Here is a 19,150-nt window from a genome sequence, read left to right on the forward strand (position 1 = left end):
TCTAGGTATTCAATGGACTCTTATCACAATCTGATGGTTAAGGTGTTAGATCACTTTGAGCATATAAAATTCGATAAATCTAATGCGTGGCATAGATTGATGGTTTCTCTTTATTGCTCAGTTGTCGAGAATTCAGATACATTGTTGGTTTTACAGAAAAAACGGAAAGGAGTAGCTTTACCAACTGTTACTAGAAGTTTAATGGAGGCTTTTGTTGACTTAAAGAATCTAACAAATGACAAAGGTTATGGTTACTTCTTAGATGTAGCGTATTACAAAGAATGGTTAAGAGTCACAACAGCCGCTAAAAATCCTGATAACGCTCTTTTGCAAGAACTCTCACAAGCTACTGAGTTTGAGCAGCAAGTTAAAGAGTGGGAAGAAAAATTAGATGCTCTAAAAGCGCAAGGGTATATCAAACTAAGTCAATACAAAAAGTTTGAGAAAGCTGAAATGATTGATGAATACGCATCAATTTATAACTTTCTATGTGCTCACTCACATAATAACCAAAGGGCATTGATTGATCGTTATTTAGTACCTAACGAAGATAAAACCGACTTTACTCTTAAGCTTTTTCATGAAGTAGATGATGACAAATTAAACCAGTATTTGGAAATTGGACAGGAATACTTTAGGGCTAGTAGTGAGTTAATTCATAAAGTGTTAAATACAGGCCGAGAGTTTGAGTTTCAGAATACCTAACAAGCCAATTAAGACGGGACTGCTAACAGCTTGCTCAGTTCCGCTTCGCTTCACATTTTAGCAAGCTATTATCAGCCCCTATTGGGGCGTTAGCTATTTAAGGAAGTGTATGCCACCTTACGAATATTTTGCAATGAAGTATATTAACCAGTGGTTGCTAAAAGAAAGAGCATTGCATGCTAACTTATCAGAGAAACATGTTTCTGAAGATATTGTTTCTAAGTCGCTCCACTTTTTTCAAGTATTGAGGACTTTTAAGGGATTGTCAGATGGAGACGGGAAAGAATTTATAGTAAAAGCACTATTAGATAATTCTAAACGATTAACATCTACTAATTTCCCCGCTAAAGTTGAAAAGCTAGCAGATGATTTTAATGATAAGTTTAGTACTCGGAATATTTCAGCCTCATCTAAATTAATGTGGTTACGAAAACGATCACCAGTAATTATTTATGATAAGTGGGCAAAGAAAGCTCTTGTTAATAAAGGCCTTTCCAAACAAGCCTCATATGCAGAATATTGCAAAGCTTGGAATGTTGAGTACGATAAGCATCAAAAGGCTATTAAAAAAGCGTGTGTTAAGTTACTTGATGCTAAAGATTTTTGTGCTCTTTGGGAGTTAACAATTACGGAATCTCGAGATATAGTTAAATCTGACTGGTTCCAAGAGAGAGTCTTCGACATGTACCTATTGCATGAGGCTAAAAATAGCTAACAAGGAATTTAAACGAAAATAAAACAGTGGGTTACGTTCTTCTTCGCTTCACAGTATAACCAACTATTTTAGTCCGCTTAATGCGGCTTTAGGTGCTACGGAGTATTTCACACATGTCAGGCTATACGATATTTACGGTCCCAATTTATTTAAGAAGCCCAGAACAACATAGAACTTTAATGGAACAAAAAAAAGCAGAATATATTGGGGACGAGAGTGGTGATCTTGAACGACAGCTAAAATCAGATTATTTTGATGCATCTGTATTAATTCCTTGAAAGTTTTCTCAAATCGTTGGGTATATAGAAATAAATAGAGAATTCTCTGATTTAAAAGCCTATGGTTGGTTTGTAAAAATACGACCAACTTATAAATCAAAAGATAAAACTATGGAATATCGCGGTAAAATTGGTGATGTTTCAAAATTGAACCGTGAAAATGAACAAATAAAGAGTGATATAAAAGAATTTATTGCATCTGTGCCTAGTTTTTCTGATTTGGTAAAAAATAAATACTTAGACACTGAGGCGTTGTTTATTGCTCTTGAATGTATGGACTTTTCCAAGTTGCAACGCACCTAACAAGCTGTTAAAAAGGACATAAAACAGTTGGCTTTTGTTCCTTCGTCACTATTTTAGCCAACAATTTTTAGCCTGTTAACAGGGCGTTAGGGTTCTAAGGATGGATTGTCAATGAGTATAGTTATAGAACCAGCTACAGCTGCATCCGCTGCTTCGCTTGCCCGTCTTATTAAAGAATGGTCGAATTTAAGAGAAGCAAAGAAAGAAGAGGAGTTAAAAACTCCCGAGTGGAAACAGCTAGAAAAATCTTATCTTGAACATTTAAAATGGCGTTTTGATTATCCTAAGAAAGTCTTTGGCCAGCAAATATTAGCTAATTGGATTATCACATTTGTGGTACTAGCTCTAGTTGTGTCAGGGCTAGTTTTTTCCTTTCTACAGCTTCAATATGCAATTACGCTAGGTGATATGTCATCGCTAAGTACAAATATTGAAATTGAAACTGCAGGTAAAGTCTCTATAAGTTCTTCAATTGTAGGCGCAATAACATTAGTGATATCTCTCGCGTTTTTTGCGCTGTATTTAAAATATGTCTTCCAAATTAAGCACACTCATCCTCCACATGTAAGTCTCTCAGAGACAGATGCTCAATCAATTCTGAACAAACAACAATCACAAGCAGTGGATGACAAAGATATTGATAATTTGCAAATCAAAAGTGTTCAACTAGGGTAGCCCTAACAAGAATTAAACTAGGATAAAAAGCAGTTTGCTTTTTGTACACTCCGTTCACTTACTTTAGCCAACAATTTTTTGCATGTTAATTAGGCGTTAGATTGCAACCATAGATAGGAGAAAAAATGTCACAGTGGGATGAGCAATTAAGTGATCATGCTATCCATGCAAGTATCGAAAACTTAGCCGATAGGCTAACTGATGACTCGCTTGTGACTGAAGATCTCAACGTTGTTGAAATTATCGATAGAATTAAACAGGCTGCATCCTACGTGGAGAGTTGTCTGAATAATGTGATTCCAGCTCTAGTTAATCACTCTCATCTTAATAAAGCCAATAGTCACATATCCAGTATTGCCTCCGAATTGAATTCTTATATATCAAATTCTAATGTAGGCCATTTAAATAATACCTCTGCACACATCGATAATTTGATGACTCAGATTAATGCCTTGCCTATTGTGAAGCCAGCTATTTCAGAGCAGTCATTCACTCGCTCTCTTGTAGAGTTTAAGTCTCTCGCTGAAAAGTCGTTTAGTGAGATGAAGAAGGAAAAAGATGAACTGGTAAAATCAGTTGAGAAAATGACTGAAACGTCTATTAGCCAACAAGAAAAGCTGGATAATCTATCTAAAGAAATTGAGCGTTTTGACCAAGGTATTTCAGAATCGCTTAATAACTTTAATGAGCGATTTGAAGAGGTGGAGAACAAATATACTTCACAGCTAGATTCAAGGCTCAGCGAATTTAATGAGCAGTACGACGACTATTCAGAAGCCTTTGATTCTAAAATTAAAGAAAGCATAGATGCTAACCAAGAGAATATAAGTAGCGTTATCTCTGAACATAAAGCTCAATATGAGCAACAGCTGAAAAGCCAAAAAGAAGAAGCAAATTCTGTATTAGAAGAATTAGAAGAAAAGAGAGCGGAAGCTTCAAATTTGCTTCAAATAATTGGGAATATTGGGATAACAGGTAACTATCAAAATATTGCAAATAATGAAAAAAGCGCAGCTGACAACTGGCGAAGGATTGCGCTTGGCTTAATGGTCTGTATGGTTCTAATTATTGGTATTACCATCTTCATTTCAGCGTCAAATGGATTTGACTGGAAATTGGCGTTTTTTAGGGTTGGGGCTGCTTTTGTCCTTGCTATACCGGCTGCATATGCTGCTAAAGAGTCCGCTAAGCATAGAGCTTTAGAAAATCATAACAGAAGAGCAGAGCTTGAATTGGCATCGCTAGATCCTTATCTCGAAAAACTCCCCGAGGAAACAAGGCACAAAGTTAAAGAGGAGCTAACCAAGCAGTTTTTTGGCCTAAATACGCCACAACAAAAGGGCGAAGAACCGGTTTCAAATAAAGCGATTTTCGAGTTATTAAAGTCGGTCATAGATAAGAAGTGATGCAATCTAACAAGCGCAGCCACGGCGACAAATTTTTCGTTACGGGTGTGACTACACTACAAAGCCGCGCGTGCAGCGGGCGTTAGGCATTAATAAAGAGAGATCGGAGATCATAAATGGCATCAACAAAAGATGTAGCACAATGGATGCTAGATGAAATAGACCAGAATGCTTATCTCGAGCAAGGGGGGGCTGTATATACAATTCATGAAAAATTCGGTGATGAGTTTGTTTATACTAATGACAATGGAAATCTAGCAATAGCGAAAAAAGTTTTAACTGCTTTTAATAAGCTATCTGGAGATTCAGTGGTATGGCTTCGTGGCGAAAAGGCATGGGTTCCGAGACAAGAACATCATTACCCCGGTAGGCAACAAGATTAGCCTAACAAGTTGCAGCAGTTCGCCCCCGACTAAACAAGACAGGCATATTTGGAAAGATAAAGCTGTTTTTTACGAAGGCTATATTCGTCGCCCATTGTTTAGGTAAACGTCTCTTTTTTTGGTCGATGGTTGGAAAAAGCAGAAGTGCTTGTAGGGGGATGAGGTGCTTAAGCATATTTATTCCTTCAGCAGCGTAAGGTGACAATCAGTTTTGCGAGATTCGCTATTTAGATGCAACACTATCACAGTAATCGCATTGCATTTTGTCGCCCTTGAATTCGTTGCTGATGTTGGTTGTGTGCGTATTGCTCAAAGTGAATCACTTTGCCAGCGGCCAGCTTAAAGCAGGTTTCAAACTGCGTGGTTAAAGTTAGCCAATGTTCGTGTTCAATATTGAGACGTTCTAAAATAGTAGGCAGGCTATGTTCAACCTTGCCGCGCTTGTTTGGATGAATATAACGGCTGGTTATATCTACAAGCTATAAGTAGTATGGGAGGGTAAAAGGTAAACCTTGTGGTATCTCTTGCATGAAATTACCCGTAAAAGGCATAAGTCGTTTGGGTGTTTTGCCTACCCTGGCTGCGTTAATACGGTATTTAATACTGGTATGGTGTGATGTTTCAGGTGTATTAGCCATCTTTGCTCGTACTGGGTTTAAATCAACATAAGCCATACAGGCGGTCAGGGCCGACTCATCTAATAGCGCTTGGGATTTAAACCGTCCTTCCCAAAAATGCCCAGTGCAGTCATCCTCTTTATTAGCGGCCCTGGCAATATATTCATTTAGTGCACGCATAAACCAGCTGATATCAAATAGTCGTTTACGCCATACCTCAGCCGTTTACTTCACCGTTTTAATCTGGGTTTCATGTAAGTCTTTGCGTAAATTTGGTGATATATAGCGCTGCGAGAGTAGGGTGCCTTTGTAAAGCCTGTGCCAACGTTGAATCACTTCTTCTGTACTCAGTGCGTCCGCCTTCTCTTTAGCTATGTGTAATACTAGATGCGTATGATTACTCATCACAGCATAAGCACATACATCAATGGCGAAAACCTCACTCAAAACATGAATAAGGTCTTCCACCCATTGGCGACGATGTTCAAAGCTTCTACCGTTTTCCTCGCCACACAAAAAAGCACGACGAACACAGCGGGAAACACAATGATAATACGGCGTATCTAATAAACTAATTTGCGACTTTCGGGCTTTAGGCATTACGGCTGTCTGACTCTGATTGACTCGTTTACCAGTTTGCATTGCCATTCAGATTAAAGAAAGTGTACTAAGGAACAGTTTTGGTGTTTTCGAATTATGCCTGTCATGTTTAGTTACCAAAAGCCGACTTAATCCGAGGCAATGTGTTCGACACGAATAAAAATTACATTCAAAGTTAAAGGGTTACCTTAATAATTTTTGTAATAGACAGAGGTTGCATTCAAGTTTAGGATATAAAAACTTGTTGGGTTTGAATTAGCAGTAAATTGAAACATAGACGGTGTCCATTATATTGTTTGAAGATCACATAATTAGCTAACTCTTGCTTGAATAATGCGGCCCGGTGCTAGGTGCAATGAAAAACCAGTAGGCCATTAAAGTGTGGAGCCATCACTCAATCTAATACACAATAGTTGGCTGTACTCGTACCTCATAGGTTTTAGCCGACGTCTTTTGGCCGCTAAGAAAAGCGAATGTGATATGAAAGGATTATAAATAATGGAAAGTATAAATCTAAATGAATTGCGAGAATTACTGAAGTATATCGCTTTCGCTGGCACTAAAAAAGAAGCCAGTACTCATTTGAGAAAGCTAAAATCCAAGGAATCAAAACTCAAAGGTGTACTTAATGGTTATACGGTAGGAAAATTATCTGAAGCCATTAACTTCGCCGATCAAGCTGCAGGAAATGTAAAAAATAAAGAAGAATTGATATCGCATATGGAAAGTTCGTGGAGCGTCTTCGAAAGTGATATCAATAATGGAACTTCCGGTCGAAATATCTAACCTAACATATGTCAATTCAATTATTATGATTTCAATTCGTAGCGTTCTTTTCGTCGGAATATTGGCGCGTTAACTCTCATTTGTAGCAGGAGGCTAAAATGTCGGTAGGCCCAATAGGAAAAAAACAAGCTAGATCAGGTAATGTTAGCTATAGCGATCCTGTAACTCTGCACGAAACATCGAAATCAAGGATTGATTTTGTTCCATTTTATATTAATAAATCTTCAGGTGTTGAGCTAGCGGGAAAGATACAAACATATAGAAAAGAACAATCACCCTTTGGGCTTTTACCTGTTGAAGAAAAGTCGCTATCCCTACAAGGAAATGCAATTCTAAAGCTATTTGATGCTTTGAAGTCGCATATTGCTGTTAAAGATGAAAATGATGGCGATTTTCTTCTTATCAAGGTCAATGATGGAACAGCCCAATTAGCTGAGCATGATCCACAGTCAGTAGCAAATGCATTAACATCTGTTTTATCTCAAGATGAAATTATCGCACATCTACAAAACACTGACATTACGGATGAACTAGCTAATGCATTAAAAGGTTCAATTCGTCTTAAGGATATGAAAGCGGCAGTTAACCGATTACGTAATCATCTTAATAATCAAGAAAATGATGAAAAAATTTACCAGAAATGGTGTGAAGAGTATCCATGGGCGTTCGGTAACGCGTACGTCGTAAATGATGATATTAGAGCTATATCTCCTCATGATCATTTAGACCTTATGTTGTCTAATGTGATTGCTGGCTTTAGGGATGTGATCGAATTAAAGCGCCCTAATATGGAAGTTATGAATTACGATAGCTCTCATCGAAATTTTTATTTTTCATCCGAAGTCTCAAAAGCAATAGGGCAATGTCATCGTTACCTAGATACATTTAATGAAGTAGCTGTGAAAGGGCTTCAGGATCACCCAGAAGTCGTTGCCTATCACCCTAGAGCAATCATCGTAATTGGGCGTTCACATAATTGGAGTCCTGAGAAACATAGAGCATTGCATGGATTGAACTCACGACTTACTAATATATCAGTAATGACTTATGATCATTTATTAAATCAAGGTGAGCGATTAGTCAATTTACTCGAGCCCGCGCCTGAAGATCTAAAACCAGCTATAAACCAAGATAGTAGCTGGAATGACTTTGAATTCTGAAAGTGAATAAGTTGCTTAAACAGTCTAAACAAGACAGGCATATTTAGGAAGGTAAAGCTGCTTTTACGAAGGCTATATTCGTCGCTCATTGTTTAGGTAAACGTCTCTTTTTTTGGTCGATGGTTAGAAAAAGCAGAAGTGCGTGTAGGGGGATGAGGTGCTTAAGCGTATTTATTCCTTCAGCAGCGTAAGGTGACAATCAGTTTTGCGAGGTTCGTTATTTAGATGCAACACTATCCCAGTAATCGCATTGCACTTTTGTCGCCCTTGAACCCGTTGCTGATGTTGATTGTCTGCGTATTGCTCAAGGTGAATCACTTTGCCAGTGAACTGCTTGAAGCAGGTTTAAAACTGCGTGGTTAAGATTAGCCATTCAGATTAAAGAAAGTGTACTGAGGGACAGTTTTGATGGTTTTGAATTGTGCCTGTCTCGTTAAGTTTACGAAAGTCAAACTTATATACGGAGACAATTTCAACTCGCATCAGGAAATCAAATCTTGTATCTTCGAATATATTGAGATTTTTTATAATCGCGTACGTCAGCATTCAACACTGGGTTATGTAAGCCCATATGAATACGAAGCGATATACGCTTAACATGGATGTCCACTTTTAGTGGGTAAGACCAGTGTATCTCACAAATTTCAAATAGAGCATTATGAAAAGACCCCATTCTAAAGAAAGCATGCTGCTAGAAATATCTGCGCAATTTAAGCTTCAAGATTTATGTATTAGTCATCAACCTCCTATTATTTGGAGAGAAGATAGAACTCATGATTATGGCTTCGACGGTGAAATAGAATTAACAAAGGAAGACAAAGAAAAAAATATCTTTCTAACAGGACAAATATTAAAAGTTGTTATTAAAGCTACTTCAAAAAGAAGTAGCGGTAAGCCCCTCGTTCCCATGAGGACTCAGAAACTTTCTTACTACAAGCGTTGTGATTTTGATACACTAATTTTTCTGTACAAGTCAACTACTGATGAATTGTTTTTTAAATCATTGAAAGATATTAATGTAAAAGAAGAACAGGTTGTTCAAAATATAGTTTTTAATGTTGATGATAAAATAAATCTAAACTCTGAATGGCTTTCAAATTATCACAAGATAGACGAAGCTCCAGAAGTTTCAATGTTGGTTGATGATAATAAAATCTCTAACACACTTGATGTCACATTTCATCAAGAGCTTGAAACAAATTTAAAAGCTTGCAAAGCTGGACAGGGGCAGTGGAAAAAATATGAGAGTATATGCATTAAAGCTCTAGAGTTCATTTTCAGAGATTCTTTTAGAAACTATCATTCAATGACTCAATCTAGAAATTACAATGGTTTAGATATTAAGGATTTAGTGGTACCAAATCGATCGAAAAATCAATTTTGGAATGAAGTTAGACAGGATTATCAAGCTCGTAATATTATTTTTGAATTTAAAAATTACGTAAAACCAATTGGTAAAACACAATTAATACAAGTTTCTCACTATCTAAAGAAGAAGTCTTATGGACGTTTTGGAATAATAATTTGTAGGAAAGGACTGTCAAAAAATGGTGTAGAAGTACAAAAAGAAATGTTAAGGGATGATGACAAAATGATCTTAGTGTTGAGTGATGTAGATATTCTCGAATTAGTAAAACAGAAATACCATAAAAATCAACCAGAACTAATTTTAGAGAAAATGAAAACAGAGCTAGAGCTAAGCTTATAATCTACAACAGCTAACAAGTTACTTAAAAGGACAAATACTAGTTGGTTTTTGCCCCTTCGTCGCTTATTTTAACCAACTAATATTTGCCTCTTAGTGAGGCGTTAAGATCCAAGGATGACCTGTGCCAAAATATAAAACTGCATACTTTTTAAATGATGATAACGTTTGGGAGCCTACTTCCTATCAAGAATTAACTGATGAGAATGTACGAGCTCGACTACGTGAAAAAGAATTACGTGAAAAAAGAAATGGTGAAATATTACTTGGAATCAGGAATCATCCAGAGACACCTCACTTCTTTAGAAAAAGGCTGATTCGCCAAAATATTGATAAAGGTATTAGTGAATCAGATAAACATAATAATATAGTCGGCTTTTTAGAAAACTATTTAGATAGTAAGTTCAGTAAGCATTGTTTTGGTTACTATGAAAGACCTTGGGATAAAGAAAAAGGATTTGGTGAAATAGTAAAAACTAAATCATTCAAATGGAAAAAAGAAGTTGGTTTTGGCTTGGCATATGGCAAATATATTGTTTTTGATATACTTGGACGGTCAACAGAAAACATAGCCCTTCTAGATTCATCACCTTATGTAGCAATTGAGGTTGTAGATACACACTTTCACTCTAAGGAAGCATTTACTGCACTGTTGGAGTTGTCTAAAAACCTCCCATTTGTAATTATTTACTATTACGTAAACAAATTCCCAATGTTAAACCAACAGAAAAATCCACTTAGATCAAATGGCTACTCAAAAATTAGAATTCATAGCTATATCGCAGATGGTTCTTTTTGGATAAAAGATAGCCGGATAGAGGAAGAAGATGATGTATCTATTTCACCAGATGTGCCAAATGAATATTATAACCTTATTAAAGAAAGGCTCTTGAATGAGGGGTTCATACGAAATGGAACTTAATAAGTCATTTCAGCAGGACAAAAAACAATTGGTTTTTGCTCGTGCCTCGTTTATTTTAACCAACTATTTTATAGCTTCTGAATGAGACGTTAACCTCAGGGCTTACAAGGAATCATTTAGAATGGAAGATCAATTTAAGCTTTTGATAAAAGCTATCGAAAGCTTGAAACAAGAACCAAATATATTCAAAGATTATATCTTTCCCATTGTTAGTGCCTTTTTATCTGCACTATTTGGTGCGCTGATCGCATACTTCACACTGAAAAGACAAGAATCGTTAAAAATAGAAAAAGAAAAGCTAGATGCCGCGAATAAGTGGACACTAGATATTCAAAAAGCTAGGTCTTCGCTAATTGCTATCAAGCAAAACTATTTTAAAGATTTATCTAGCAACCCAACACAGCGAGTTGGTTCAGTGCCTAGCATAGTTGTAAAGGCTGAAAACATTAAAGAGTCATATGCAGATCTAGGTTTTATTGTTCCGACAGAAGCAGAATTGAAAGAGAAGAATTTAAAGTGGGCTCAGATAGCAAGAGTTGATACTCTCGTATCAAATTTTAATTCATTACTAACTATGTGGGACTTGAGAAATAGAATCAATGAAGAATTTAAACAGGCTATCTTAAATAAGCATGGGAATGGTGCCTACCTAAAATTGTCTTTAAATGACGCATTGTCCGCGTTTGGTCAGCCTGGCATGGTTGCCTTGATAGACATCACTGAACGTTGTATAAAATTGACGGACCACTTAATAATAGAAACGAATGATTTTTTGGAAAATTTTCCAGATGTGGTTGAAAAGAAAATAAACCTGAGAAGGCTAAAAAAATACAGTCAATTATTAAAGTATCACCATGATGGGAATGAAAAGTTTTTAGAGATGTTACAACTTATGCCAGAAACAGATTATTCAGCCGTTACAAAAGTTTTTGGCGAGACCGAAGAAAGATTAAAAGAGCGACATCGAACAGGTTATGAGCAGTCCTAACAAACGACTAAACAAAACAGGCATATTTGGGTAGGTAAAGCTGCTTTTATGAAGGCTATATTCGTCGCTCATTGTTTAGGTAAACGTCTCTTTTAGTCGTTGGTTAGAAAAAGCAGAAGTGCGCGTAAGAGTAGTTGGTGCTTAAGTATATTTATTCCTTCGCCCGCGTAAAGGAGGAATCAGTTTGGCGAGACTCGCTATTTAGTTGCAACACTATCCCAGTAATTGCATTTCACTTTGTCTGCCTTGAACTCGTTGCTGATGTTGATTGTGTGCGTATAGCTCAAGGTGAATGACTTTGCCAGCGGCCTGCTTAAAGCAGGTTTCAAACTGCGTGGTTAAGATTAGCCATTCAGATTAAAGAAAGTGTACGAAAGGAAGGTTTTGGTCTTTTCGAAATATGCCTGCCATGTTTAGTTGCTCGCAAGGTTTAATGCCTGATCTGCTTCCGTCCGTCAGACCAATATACGAGTACAATCAGCATGGGATTAACGCCATAAAATAATGGTGCTCACCGGTGATAAACTTCGAGTTTTTCGCTATGATATTGATGATTTCCGAGTATCCTATCTATATTATTGTTTACATTTGCAGAGGCTCGTAAACATGATTCGTTAACCACTTACAAGGAAGTGATAACCTATGAATGAATCAAATAATGAGTTTGGTGAAGAACGACGCCAAACTACTCCTGAACAACAGGAGAAATATCTTGAACGCAAGAATGCATTCAGAATCGACTACCGACAACGAATCGATATCTTTTCTAAATCTGTATTATTGTTTTCTGCAGGCGGACTCACCATCTCAATGTCAATGTTTTTGAAAAAGGATGGGCCGCTTATTTCGGTCACAATTATGCACGATTTAAAATTATCGTGGGGGCTTCTTTTATTCACCATTATATCTTTTTGTTGCTGTCACTACGTTATGATACTCCAGGGTCAATATGTTAATAAAAACTGGGATGGTAGACTCCCACTTGGAGACGACCAAATCTCTGGGAACGACACAATGACTGCCTTCAGAGCTTTCATCGGGATAATAGGCTCCATCGGTTTTGTTACTTTCATTTTTGGTCTTATTTCGCTTGTATTAGCTGCAGTAGAGACGATTGAGGAAGTTAGCGGTTAACAATTTAAAGGACTAAATAACGGACTAAATAAGACAGGCATATTTATGTATAAAGGTATACATTCTGTGCCTGTCTTGTTTGATTTTCAATGGCAAACACCTCACTCAAAACATGAATACGGTCTTCCACCCATTGGCGACGATGTTCAAAGCTTCTACCGTTTTCCTCGCCACACGAATCCTAAACAAGACAGGCATCTTTGGGAAGTTAAAGCTGATTTTACGAAGGCTATATTCGTCGCCAATTGTCTAGGTAAACGCTTCATTGAGGTCAGCCAAGACTTAGATTTCTTTGAAGTTTGCAAAGATTTTATCGCGTTTCTACCATCTAAACCTGCTCGTATATTAGATGCAGGCTCCGGCGCTGGCCAAAATGCAGCAGCATTAGCTCAAGAGGGTTTTACTGTTACAGCTGTAGAGCCCATGCCAGAATTCTTGAGTGCTGCAAGAAAGAGATATAAAAGCGCATCAATCACCTGGCTTAAAGGTAGCCTTCCTGATATGGCATGCTTAAATATGGGCACAGCTCAATTCGATTTTGTTCTCATTGATGGGGTATGGCACCATATTGATAGCACTGAAAGGGAAATGGCGGTAATTCGTCTCTCCGTACTAATTAAAAAAGGAGGGATATGTGCCATATCACTCAGAAATGGGCCTGCTGGTTTAGGGTCAAGGGTCTATCCGACAGACACGAAATTCACTATTCAACAATTCGAAAAGCATGGTTTATTGTGCATTTTCGAAGTGCAAAATAAATCCAGCATCTTGCCAAATAAAGAGAATGTAAAGTGGGCGCGTATTGTTTTGCAAAAGTGCTAGCACATCACCTAACAAGCAAAGGCAGCATCGCCCTGCGGGCTGGACGAACTAATGCGCGCCGCTGTTTTAGGCGTTGGTATTTCTTCGACCAGTCGGCTGTGCCTTCATAAATAACGTGTAGTGTTGCGCCAGGATATTGAGATTCAAACTGACGGAGCAGCTTTTTCACATTGACCTTGGACGAGGGAATGCGTCCGTAGTCATCTGGGGGGCTCCACGCTGCTCTTCACAATAGGCAACCTCGTGTGAAGCTCTCTATTCGTATCCAACCCGATAAAAATCATGCTATGTTTGTTCATACTAGCCTCCAAATGATTTAGTCTTAAGCAAACTAATCATGATTCCGTGCTGCGTTCCGGTGGCTTTTTAAGCTAACCCAAAAGAATGCGGAGGCTAGCATTTTACAAGGAGTCATTGTGTCTATATTTCAGGAAAAATCAGATGAAATTTTTAGTTATTTTTACTCTCTCCGCATTGCTGCTTGGTTGCTCTTCTACTGGTAGAAATGCAAATTTATATTCACAGCCACCAGAATCAGAACCTAGTGTTATTTTTTTAGGAGAAGAAAGTCCCGGAAAATTTCTAGGTAAAGGTCATGAAAAAATTTACCTGTGTCGTGTCGATGGGGCTTTTCAGAATAGTTACTCATTTGATAAACCTACAAGAGTTGCACTTGGAGAGAGGCTAATAAGTATATGTTACAACGAAGATGCCAATCATGCCGAAGCTCCAATTAAAGCATCTTTTGATACTACCGCAGAGTATCAAATTAAACTTGGCGAACATAGTTGGACTAAAGTGAATTTTTCAGTAGTTGATAAAAATACTGGTGAACTAGTAATTGGCCCTGTAACGGTTCCTAAACAGGCTGGTGATCTTCCTCTTTTGATATTTACACAATGAAATATTACAAAAACATAATATCCTTTGCTTCGCTCATTGAGACGAGTTTAGGATGAAAGAAGTAGATTCATTTATTTATCTAGAGGCTCTTGAAAGTATTAAGTAAAAAGAGTATTTGATATAAGTTTGTTGTACAAATCCAGGTATGGTTAACAAACGCTAACGTCTTCCTTTTTATATGGCGATACTGCGGGAGATAAAACTAGACGTGAGCTTCAACAATATTTAGGTCATAAGAACATCCCTTTTGAAAGTAAAAAGGTCTGTGGGTAAGCGATAAACTAACAAACAAGTTATGGGCGGACGCATGATAGTAGGCTGCGTTCGTTCCTTTCCATTTTAGCCAACTATTATCAGCCGCTTACTGCGGTTTTATGAGTACTCCCTATGAGCATCACGTTCTTACCTATAAGTAGTAGTAACGCTAATTATATTAAGGTAATAGATCTTTATAAAGAAGCATTCCCCGAAGCGAGGAAAGTGCCTAAATGGTTTCTCAAGTATCAGTTGAGGAATGGAAAGTTAGGTTTTAGTGCTTTGCATACAGAAGATATGTGGATTGGTCTTATTCACATAACAGAATATGAAAATATTGTATTTATCCAATCAATTGCAATATTAGAATCTTGCCGTTCAAAAGGCTTTGGTAGTCAAGTACTCGAATCCTTAAAAAATGAACATTTAGGTAAAAGGATAGTTTTAAACATTGAGGTCATAGATAAACAGGCAAATAATTATCAACAAAGAGTTAAACGTAAAGAATTTTATGAGAACAATGGTTTTTTACCTTCAGGTTTTACAGTTAAAGAGCCAGGTGAAAATCTTGAGATGTTAATATATGGTTCAGGTATTACTAAAAAAGAAATAGAGTATATGTACAAAAACCTTTTCGGAAGGGTCCTAGGTTTATTTATCAAGCCAGAGATCACTAAAATTTTATAAGTTTTAACTTTTCCGTACACGTAAAAATTAATTCAGAAAGGCAAAATACAGTTGGCTTTTGCCCGCTTGTAGAAGCGTTATGTTGCAAATGGAGTCTCCTGCATTGGATGCTATATCAACTAAAAATTTAAACTCAATGCCAGAGGTATTAGCGTTAAAAAAGCTACTTCAATCGCTGGCAATGCTAGATGCAATAATGTCCCCTGAATGGGATGAACGTTTTTATTCGTTCAACTCAAATTGGGGCGATAATGAACAAATGGGTTCGATGAAAAATGGCTGCGGTGATGATTTCTTTGTACTGTTCAATCAAGATGGCTGCTTTGTTAAAGGTTTTGATCATGAATCTGCAATGTCATCTTGGAGTACTGATGGTTAAGTTCCATGGCCAGATTTATTAAAAGGGTTGCCATCTGAATTTATTGCTGCGTCTAAAGAGCCTGCTTTCTCTATGGACAATATTTCGTTCTGTATTTGGAAACTTCACACGGCTGACTTTTGGGGTAAGGGTGACTTCAAATTTGCAGTGGACGAAGATCCTGATGGTTCAGAGTATCTTTTAGAAATCTTTGACTGTAACCCTGAAACATATAGGATATTTGCTCTAGAGTACTATGAGGTAGATTTAGATGTTGCAACTATTGCAAAGTTTTATAATCACTTACCTTTAACCGATGAATTGGTTAAAGAAGTAAACTCTGAAGTAACATTAAAACAGCTAGATAAAGACATTTTAGAAATTGGTTATCCTTGTGTCGATGCAACATAACTTGTCGCCTAAGTTCTCTGCCGCACTAACACGTGGCCTTAGTCATTTCGCTTCAATGTACCTATTGCGTAGGCGATACACCCATTAGGATTGAAAAAACATGTATATAGGAGAGGTTTCAAAACTTACTGGCGCGTCAAAAAAAGCAATCCATCACTACGAAGCGCTAGGGTTGTTGTCTAAGGTGCCTAGATTAGGGAAGTACCGCATTTACGATAAGCACCATGTCGTCATAATCTCGATGATAAAAAAAGCGCAATCCCTGGGTTTTAAACTTTCAGAATTGCTGCCAATGATTGAGGCAAAGGCAAAAGAAAATCGCTTTCCGGTCGAGGTGGCGATTAATGCCATAAAGCAAAAGCAGAAGCAAATTAGAATCGAGATTGAACAAGCCAAACAGCTAGATGTTGAGTTAGGGTCATTAAAACAAGAACTGATTGATCAATTTCCGCTTAACAACCCAAACAATTAAAAGCCCTTGACTGTTCCCCTAGGGGGAGAGTTTATAGTCTTGTCACTTAATAACTTTATAGGTGAATACAAGATGTCTAATGTATGTTTGGTAACCGGGGCGAACGGTCATTTAGGAGGAAATGTAGTTAGAGCGCTTATAGCACAAGGCGAAACCGTAAGGGCAGGGATGCGTGATATTCAAAATGTGGATAATTTTTTCCACTTGAACTGCCAAGTCGTCTATACCGAAATGCAAGATATAGACGCAATGAGAAAAGCCCTAGAAGGTGTCGATATTTTATATCATGTTGCCGCGGTATTTAAACATTGGGCTAAAGATCCTATTACTGAAATCGTCCAGCCGAATGTAAAAGGGACTGAAATTGTCCTTAAAGCGGCGGCCGAAGCCAATGTGAAAAAAGTGGTTTATGTTAGCTCGGTTGCGGCTGTTGGGCACGATGGAAACTATCTAGATGAAAAAAGTTGGAACACGTTATCTAACAACGCCTATTACAACTCTAAAATAAAGTCAGAGCAAAAAGCTTGGGAGTTGGCAAAAAAATACAATCTTTGGATGGTTTCGGTTCTACCCTCAGCAATGATTGGTCCCCATGCTAATCGACTCACAGACACTATGCAGTTTATTGAAACAATTAGAACCAATAAGCTTCTGATAGACCCTCATTTTTTCTTTAATTTCGTTGATGTTCGCGATGTGGCAAAAGGCGTAGTTGCTGCTACTACGAAAGGCAGTTCTGGTAGCCGGTACATATTGGCTAATAACAACGCTTCGTCACTTACTGAGATATACAATGCTGCCCAATCAACGGGAATTAACTTAAAAGCTCCAACACGACTACCAAAGTGGGTAATATATTTTATTGCCCTGTGCGCAGAGCTGGCAGCTAAGGTGACAGGTAAACCCGCAGAGCTTATTAGAAGCCAAGTGGCTTTATTCTATGGCATCAGGCAGGAGTATGAAATAACGAAAGCTCGTAATGAACTTGGATACGAGCCTCGCCCACCGTCAGAAGCGCTACGCGATGTATTTGAATACTTAAACGGGCGCGAAAGTAAATTATGACCTTCTCCACAATTCTTCCACAATTTGTTGTTACACTATGATTAATAAGCCAAATTAAGCACAAAGTGGCGAGATCACGGTGGAGCTTTCCTCATGAAACACAATCATTGACTAAACAAGACAGGCATCTTTAGAAAGGTAAAGCTGTTTTCGAATTATGCCTGTCATGTTTAGCTACAACAGCCAAGCCCAGAACTGACAAAATTATTAGAAGAAGTAGGGGGCTGTTTTTTATACAGTACTTTGTGTTTTTAAAGTTAGTAAAAATAAAAAGGAATTGTTCCGGAATGCGGGGGCGGTTTTGAAAGGCAGAACGTAGTACATTGATAATAGAATGTTTTCGTGCGAAAGTTTGTGAGTTAGGGAAATGATGTACGGAAAATTTCCATCTTGTATAAAGGAATTTTTCCACATAATAAGCTGTTAGGCGTCATTTACTTACAGCATTAAAATGTGGGTTCAAACGTGACATTCCAGCATCAATGTTGTTTCGCTAGGTTGTATTTACGGCCGGCTTTTCCAGTAGTTTCAACGGCTTTAGCAACGCACTTTTCGTCAGCATCACAACGACAACATTTAACAATACAAGTTATCTAAACTCGCTCTTTTATCCACCAATGTCGTTAACGTCTGGCATTTCGCACAGGGTTGTTTTATCTTAAATTCAATAATTTAATTACGCGGTCTAATTGGCTAGTGGTGGCAGCAAAGCTGCGTACGTTCCTTTGTACGCCTAACAAAACGCTGTTGGCACTCCCTTCGGTCGCTGGGACGCTAACACGTGGGCTGACTCACTTCGTTCGGATTTTAGCCCACGTGCTAGCGCCCCAAAGCTTAGCGTTATGCGCTTAAGCAAAGTCAAGGATTTGAGATTTGATTCTAGGAACGAAAACATTAGAAAAACTTCGCATTCTTATCAATGAAGAAACAGAATACCGAAGTGGACCTAAAATAATTCAATTCTTCAATGAGTTGGGATTTAGTGACAGTTACGGACAAGGCTTTCCTTCGCGTTGGATGTATACCGATGAAAGACTTGCAGCAATCAATGGCACACCAAATATTGATAAATGTATTAAAAACTTATTCTCTCCTGTTAGCTTTATTGAAACCCCTGAAAAACTTGATTTACATATCTCAGAATTCAATAAATATCTCGCATTTGATAAATGGAAAGTTGTAAGAAACCACGCGGATATCTCGTTTCAAAAACTAGATAAAGTTGAATTTACTACTCCTAAGAAAACAAATGATGAAGAAGGTTTTCTCAACCAAGAGTTTAAGGATTTAAAGCTATCTAACCTTCAATTGGATAGCACTATAACTAGCGTGCTTGAGTATAGAATTAAAGAAATAGAAAACTGTTTCTCTGCTAACGCTCCACTCTCTGTAATTCTTATGGCTGGTAGTACTCTTGAGGGTATTTTACTTGGTGTTGCAACTAGTAATCCAAGGATATTTAATTGCGCTAATAGCGCACCCAAAAATCGGGAACAGAAGGTAAGGCCATTTCAAGAGTGGTCACTTGCAAATTTTATCGATGTTTCAAAAGAGATAAATTTATTGCATCATGACGTTCATAAATTTAGTCATGCACTCAGAGATTTTAGGAATTACATTCACCCATTTGAACAAATGAGTACAGGCTTTAACCCTACAATGTATACAGCTAAAATTTGTTTGCAGGTATTAAAAGTCGCCATACACCAAATCAATGAGAATAATAGGTGTATCAGCGCATAACAAGTTGCTTAAACGGACAAAAAACAGTTGGCTTTTGCTCGTTCCTCGCTGATTTTA

21 protein-coding genes and 2 pseudogenes are annotated in these 19,150 nt (G+C 37.6%); 22 read left to right on the forward strand and 1 reads right to left on the reverse strand.

All coding sequences use genetic code 11. From position 1 onward, the window contains the following. The first annotated feature begins 12 nt into the window (after window positions 1-12). From ALT761_RS09165 to ALT761_RS09190, 6 genes are all read left to right on the forward strand, one after another. On the forward strand, window positions 13-705 hold the full coding sequence (locus ALT761_RS09165; protein WP_129738172.1) for a DUF5677 domain-containing protein: 693 nt from the start codon (window positions 13-15) through the stop codon (window positions 703-705). Between the two features lie 109 nt (window positions 706-814). Then, window positions 815-1,420: a hypothetical protein gene (locus ALT761_RS09170; RefSeq protein WP_129738174.1), complete on the forward strand. Its 606-nt coding sequence runs from the start codon at window positions 815-817 to the stop codon at window positions 1,418-1,420. A gap of 389 nt (window positions 1,421-1,809) precedes the next feature. Further along, window positions 1,810-2,001 (forward strand): hypothetical protein, encoded by a 192-nt coding sequence (locus ALT761_RS09175; RefSeq protein ID WP_129738176.1) that lies wholly within the window; start codon window positions 1,810-1,812, stop codon window positions 1,999-2,001. Window positions 2,002-2,112: 111 nt separating this feature from the next. Beyond that, window positions 2,113-2,676 carry a hypothetical protein gene (locus ALT761_RS09180; protein ID WP_129738178.1) on the forward strand — a complete coding sequence of 188 codons (564 nt, stop codon included), beginning with the start codon at window positions 2,113-2,115 and terminating at the stop codon, window positions 2,674-2,676. A gap of 125 nt (window positions 2,677-2,801) precedes the next feature. Continuing rightward, window positions 2,802-4,082, forward strand: a complete 1,281-nt coding sequence (locus tag ALT761_RS09185; protein ID WP_129738180.1) for a hypothetical protein — start codon at window positions 2,802-2,804, stop codon at window positions 4,080-4,082. Between the two features lie 116 nt (window positions 4,083-4,198). After that, a complete protein-coding gene (locus ALT761_RS09190) occupies window positions 4,199-4,465 on the forward strand; it encodes a DUF6953 family protein (RefSeq protein ID WP_129738182.1) in 267 nt (88 codons plus the stop codon). A 242-nt stretch (window positions 4,466-4,707) separates the two neighbouring features. Here the strand turns inward: ALT761_RS09190 and ALT761_RS09195 are convergent. After that, window positions 4,708-5,682: pseudogene (locus ALT761_RS09195) on the reverse strand (transposase). 119 nt (window positions 5,683-5,801) lie between these two features. Here ALT761_RS09195 and ALT761_RS20945 point away from each other — a divergent pair. The 16 genes and pseudogenes from ALT761_RS20945 to ALT761_RS09280 all read left to right on the forward strand — a co-directional run. Further along, a pseudogene (locus tag ALT761_RS20945) lies at window positions 5,802-5,952 on the forward strand (IS3-like element ISCps9 family transposase); the annotation flags it as partial. Window positions 5,953-6,180: 228 nt separating this feature from the next. Continuing rightward, entirely contained in the window at window positions 6,181-6,468 is a 288-nt protein-coding gene (locus ALT761_RS09200) for a hypothetical protein (RefSeq protein WP_129738184.1), read from the forward strand. A 98-nt stretch (window positions 6,469-6,566) separates the two neighbouring features. Continuing rightward, window positions 6,567-7,628 (forward strand): Shedu anti-phage system protein SduA domain-containing protein, encoded by a 1,062-nt coding sequence (locus ALT761_RS09205; protein ID WP_129738186.1) that lies wholly within the window; start codon window positions 6,567-6,569, stop codon window positions 7,626-7,628. A 408-nt stretch (window positions 7,629-8,036) separates the two neighbouring features. Further along, window positions 8,037-8,225 carry an IS3 family transposase gene (locus ALT761_RS20870; protein ID WP_129740604.1) on the forward strand — a complete coding sequence of 63 codons (189 nt, stop codon included), beginning with the start codon at window positions 8,037-8,039 and terminating at the stop codon, window positions 8,223-8,225. A gap of 61 nt (window positions 8,226-8,286) precedes the next feature. Next, entirely contained in the window at window positions 8,287-9,336 is a 1,050-nt protein-coding gene (locus ALT761_RS09215) for a DUF4365 domain-containing protein (protein WP_129738187.1), read from the forward strand. A 121-nt stretch (window positions 9,337-9,457) separates the two neighbouring features. Continuing rightward, window positions 9,458-10,255 (forward strand): hypothetical protein, encoded by a 798-nt coding sequence (locus tag ALT761_RS09220; protein ID WP_129738189.1) that lies wholly within the window; start codon window positions 9,458-9,460, stop codon window positions 10,253-10,255. 121 nt (window positions 10,256-10,376) lie between these two features. Beyond that, a complete protein-coding gene (locus tag ALT761_RS09225) occupies window positions 10,377-11,243 on the forward strand; it encodes a hypothetical protein (protein ID WP_129738191.1) in 867 nt (288 codons plus the stop codon). Window positions 11,244-11,885: 642 nt separating this feature from the next. Continuing rightward, the gene (locus tag ALT761_RS09235) at window positions 11,886-12,377 is read left to right on the forward strand and encodes a hypothetical protein (RefSeq protein WP_129738193.1); all 492 of its coding nucleotides are present in this window, start codon (window positions 11,886-11,888) and stop codon (window positions 12,375-12,377) included. A 45-nt stretch (window positions 12,378-12,422) separates the two neighbouring features. Continuing rightward, a complete protein-coding gene (locus ALT761_RS09240) occupies window positions 12,423-13,199 on the forward strand; it encodes a class I SAM-dependent methyltransferase (protein ID WP_232043569.1) in 777 nt (258 codons plus the stop codon). A 441-nt stretch (window positions 13,200-13,640) separates the two neighbouring features. Further along, complete coding sequence (locus ALT761_RS09250) at window positions 13,641-14,102, forward strand: hypothetical protein (protein WP_129738195.1); 462 nt, start codon at window positions 13,641-13,643, stop codon at window positions 14,100-14,102. A gap of 387 nt (window positions 14,103-14,489) precedes the next feature. Further along, window positions 14,490-15,044 (forward strand): GNAT family N-acetyltransferase, encoded by a 555-nt coding sequence (locus tag ALT761_RS09255; protein ID WP_129738197.1) that lies wholly within the window; start codon window positions 14,490-14,492, stop codon window positions 15,042-15,044. Window positions 15,045-15,123: 79 nt separating this feature from the next. Then, window positions 15,124-15,423, forward strand: a complete 300-nt coding sequence (locus tag ALT761_RS09260; RefSeq protein ID WP_129738199.1) for a hypothetical protein — start codon at window positions 15,124-15,126, stop codon at window positions 15,421-15,423. 72 nt (window positions 15,424-15,495) lie between these two features. Beyond that, window positions 15,496-15,813 carry a hypothetical protein gene (locus tag ALT761_RS09265; RefSeq protein ID WP_129738201.1) on the forward strand — a complete coding sequence of 106 codons (318 nt, stop codon included), beginning with the start codon at window positions 15,496-15,498 and terminating at the stop codon, window positions 15,811-15,813. Window positions 15,814-15,913: 100 nt separating this feature from the next. Continuing rightward, complete coding sequence (locus ALT761_RS09270; RefSeq protein ID WP_129738203.1) at window positions 15,914-16,285, forward strand: MerR family transcriptional regulator; 372 nt, start codon at window positions 15,914-15,916, stop codon at window positions 16,283-16,285. A gap of 72 nt (window positions 16,286-16,357) precedes the next feature. Next, on the forward strand, window positions 16,358-17,350 hold the full coding sequence (locus ALT761_RS09275) for an NAD-dependent epimerase/dehydratase family protein (protein WP_129738205.1): 993 nt from the start codon (window positions 16,358-16,360) through the stop codon (window positions 17,348-17,350). Between the two features lie 873 nt (window positions 17,351-18,223). After that, entirely contained in the window at window positions 18,224-19,093 is an 870-nt protein-coding gene (locus ALT761_RS09280; protein ID WP_029774161.1) for a hypothetical protein, read from the forward strand. The last annotated feature ends 57 nt before the right edge of the window (window positions 19,094-19,150 follow it).

This window comes from Alteromonas sp. 76-1 (genome assembly GCF_900654235.1).
In the GTDB taxonomy this organism is placed as follows: Bacteria; Pseudomonadota; Gammaproteobacteria; order Enterobacterales; family Alteromonadaceae; genus Alteromonas; species Alteromonas naphthalenivorans.

Excerpts from the sequence above, each read along its gene's own strand:
- ALT761_RS09185 (WP_129738180.1), top strand. The coding sequence starts at position 2,802 with ATGTCACAGTGGGATGAGCAATTAAGTGATCATGCTATCCATGCAAGT.
- ALT761_RS09225 (WP_129738191.1), top strand. The coding sequence starts at position 10,377 with ATGGAAGATCAATTTAAGCTTTTGATAAAAGCTATCGAAAGCTTGAAA.
- ALT761_RS09265 (WP_129738201.1), top strand. The coding sequence starts at position 15,496 with ATGGACAATATTTCGTTCTGTATTTGGAAACTTCACACGGCTGACTTT.
- ALT761_RS09165 (WP_129738172.1), top strand. The coding sequence starts at position 13 with ATGGACTCTTATCACAATCTGATGGTTAAGGTGTTAGATCACTTTGAG.
- ALT761_RS09170 (WP_129738174.1), top strand. The coding sequence starts at position 815 with ATGCCACCTTACGAATATTTTGCAATGAAGTATATTAACCAGTGGTTG.
- ALT761_RS09190 (WP_129738182.1), top strand. The coding sequence starts at position 4,199 with ATGGCATCAACAAAAGATGTAGCACAATGGATGCTAGATGAAATAGAC.
- ALT761_RS09175 (WP_129738176.1), top strand. The coding sequence starts at position 1,810 with ATGGAATATCGCGGTAAAATTGGTGATGTTTCAAAATTGAACCGTGAA.
- ALT761_RS09250 (WP_129738195.1), top strand. The coding sequence starts at position 13,641 with ATGAAATTTTTAGTTATTTTTACTCTCTCCGCATTGCTGCTTGGTTGC.
- ALT761_RS09235 (WP_129738193.1), top strand. The coding sequence starts at position 11,886 with ATGAATGAATCAAATAATGAGTTTGGTGAAGAACGACGCCAAACTACT.
- ALT761_RS09255 (WP_129738197.1), top strand. The coding sequence starts at position 14,490 with ATGAGCATCACGTTCTTACCTATAAGTAGTAGTAACGCTAATTATATT.
- ALT761_RS09260 (WP_129738199.1), top strand. The coding sequence starts at position 15,124 with ATGTTGCAAATGGAGTCTCCTGCATTGGATGCTATATCAACTAAAAAT.
- ALT761_RS09275 (WP_129738205.1), top strand. The coding sequence starts at position 16,358 with ATGTCTAATGTATGTTTGGTAACCGGGGCGAACGGTCATTTAGGAGGA.
- ALT761_RS09200 (WP_129738184.1), top strand. The coding sequence starts at position 6,181 with ATGGAAAGTATAAATCTAAATGAATTGCGAGAATTACTGAAGTATATC.
- ALT761_RS09270 (WP_129738203.1), top strand. The coding sequence starts at position 15,914 with ATGTATATAGGAGAGGTTTCAAAACTTACTGGCGCGTCAAAAAAAGCA.
- ALT761_RS09240 (WP_232043569.1), top strand. The coding sequence starts at position 12,423 with ATGTATAAAGGTATACATTCTGTGCCTGTCTTGTTTGATTTTCAATGG.
- ALT761_RS09205 (WP_129738186.1), top strand. The coding sequence starts at position 6,567 with ATGTCGGTAGGCCCAATAGGAAAAAAACAAGCTAGATCAGGTAATGTT.
- ALT761_RS09215 (WP_129738187.1), top strand. The coding sequence starts at position 8,287 with ATGAAAAGACCCCATTCTAAAGAAAGCATGCTGCTAGAAATATCTGCG.
- ALT761_RS20870 (WP_129740604.1), top strand. The coding sequence starts at position 8,037 with ATGGTTTTGAATTGTGCCTGTCTCGTTAAGTTTACGAAAGTCAAACTT.
- ALT761_RS09180 (WP_129738178.1), top strand. The coding sequence starts at position 2,113 with ATGAGTATAGTTATAGAACCAGCTACAGCTGCATCCGCTGCTTCGCTT.